This window comes from uncultured Fibrobacter sp. (assembly GCF_937877005.1).
Lineage (GTDB): Bacteria > Fibrobacterota > Fibrobacteria > Fibrobacterales > Fibrobacteraceae > Fibrobacter.
In genome coordinates this window covers 1-1867 of record NZ_CALEFV010000001.1, presented here as the reverse complement: position 1 = coordinate 1867, position 1867 = coordinate 1, and the positions used below count along the sequence as shown (strand labels likewise).

Here is a 1867-nt window from a genome sequence, read left to right as displayed (position 1 = left end):
ATCCCAATCCCACCCCCAGAACCGCAGAGTTCTACGCCAAGCGTCCCTGTGCCCGGATGGTCATGACCGCTGCCCGGCTGCTGGACGAGTTTATTGCAGCGCATCCCCTGGAAGCATAACATGGATGATCTGATCTATAACCAGACAAAAATCCCAAAATCGCTCTTTCCGGACAATCGGAATACATCACCAATGAAGCCATCAACAATGGAATATTCAACCATCTCGTGGCAAAAACAAGCAACTACAAACTTTACGCCTACAACAACACACTCATGATGAAAAAAGATTATCCGGCCATCCGATACATCACCGGAGACGGGAAAACAACCGCATTCATCGACGGCGACTACTACGGTTCCATCGGTGATGTCGAAGCCAAAGCAGTTGACTCCGTCGTCTTCGAAAGAAAGTTCCCCCTTTCGGCAAATGGATACTCCACAATCATGCTCCCCTTCGCAGTCAACCTGAATCAGCTGAGCGGAGTCAAGAACATCTACGATTTCCAGGGAGTCGAAGAAGTCAACGGAAAATTGGAAGTTCAAGTTAAAAACTTAAAAGATGGAACCGAAGACATCAGCCAAGTAGAAATCCAAGCTTACAGGCCATATCTCATTCAGATGGAATCCGAGACCCTTAAAATTAAAGGTGCAGTAGAAATAAAGTCAAATAACTCCTATCCTGTAAGCAGTAGTGGTCTTTGGTTTTTTAATGGCAACGACGAATTCTTAGAATTTACATCAGAGCATGTTGCGGGTGACAACATTTATGGATTTAACGATCAAGTCACAGAAAACTTTAAAACTGCCGGCCAGTTTGTCAAAGTCGGTGCCGGAGCCACTCTTCCGCCCTTCAGAGCATTCATATTTACTAGAGACATTTTCGGTCCCGAATTCAAGGAAACGAAGCGCCCCGCCACCATGGACGTGGTCATTGTCGAAAGTACCAACGGCAACGAACATACAACAGTTATCGGGAGCATCGATACTCGCTCAGGCGAATTCAAGATGAACCGCAACTACGACCTTAAGGGCCGCAAGCTGAACGGCACGCACCAGGCCCGCGGCGCTTACTACGGCAAAAAAGTCTTAAAGAAATAAGGAGAACTCCATGAACAAAGAACAGAAAAAAAGCTACTTCGCCCCCGAATTGAAAGAAATCAAGCTCAAGAACCAGGCTCATCTGCTACAGAGCAGCAATCCCTACACGGGCCCGCTTTCGGCGATTGATTCTTCACTGGACAAGTCCGACAAAGCATAATATTTTACACAAAACGTAAACCAAACCAAAAGACTTTACATTCACTGTAAAGTCTTTTTCTTTTGCAATTAGTTTTTTGTTGTTTTTAGCCCATTTTCGCCAATTCGGCACATTTTTTGCTTAACAAGGGCGGCCGTTTCCTTGCTTGCACCCGTCCGGGTGGGCTGTGACCTTCGAGGTAGAGGGAACATACATTTCAAAGAGGCGTTATGCTCGACGAATTGCACGAAGAATGCGGAGTGATCGGCATTTACAATGGCGACACTGTCGTAAGGAATATTACCATGGGGCTTTACGCCCTGCAGCACCGCGGGCAGGAAAGTGCCGGATTCGCGGTCACTGACGGAGACAAGATTCGCGTCCGCAAGTCCATGGGGCTTGTATCAACCCTTCTCCGGGAACACGACATCAACGAATTTGACGGATTTGCAGGCATTGGCCACGTGCGTTACAGCACCACAGGCGCATCAACCTTGGCCAACGCGCAGCCGATTCTCGTAAGTTGCAAATGGGGCCAGATTGCAGTCGCCCACAACGGTAATATCACCAACGCCGCCGAGCTCCGTGCCGAAATGGAAGCCGACGGCCATATTTTTCAGACGACATC

2 protein-coding genes and 1 pseudogene are annotated in these 1867 nt (G+C 48.0%); all 3 read left to right on the top strand.

Annotated features, from left to right (window positions below; all coding sequences use genetic code 11):
- The first annotated feature begins 227 nt into the window (after positions 1 to 227).
- Positions 228 to 1100: a hypothetical protein gene (locus tag Q0628_RS00015; RefSeq protein WP_298767304.1), complete on the top strand. Its 873-nt coding sequence runs from the start codon at positions 228 to 230 to the stop codon at positions 1098 to 1100.
- A gap of 10 nt (positions 1101 to 1110) precedes the next feature.
- Entirely contained in the window at positions 1111 to 1260 is a 150-nt protein-coding gene (locus tag Q0628_RS00010; protein ID WP_298767303.1) for a hypothetical protein, read from the top strand.
- Positions 1261 to 1469: 209 nt separating this feature from the next.
- Positions 1470 to 1867 (top strand): annotated as a pseudogene (locus Q0628_RS00005) (class II glutamine amidotransferase); the annotation flags it as partial.

Coding starts and splice junctions, on each gene's coding strand:
- Q0628_RS00010 (WP_298767303.1), top strand. CDS start 1,111: ATGAACAAAGAACAGAAAAAAAGCTACTTCGCCCCCGAATTGAAAGAA.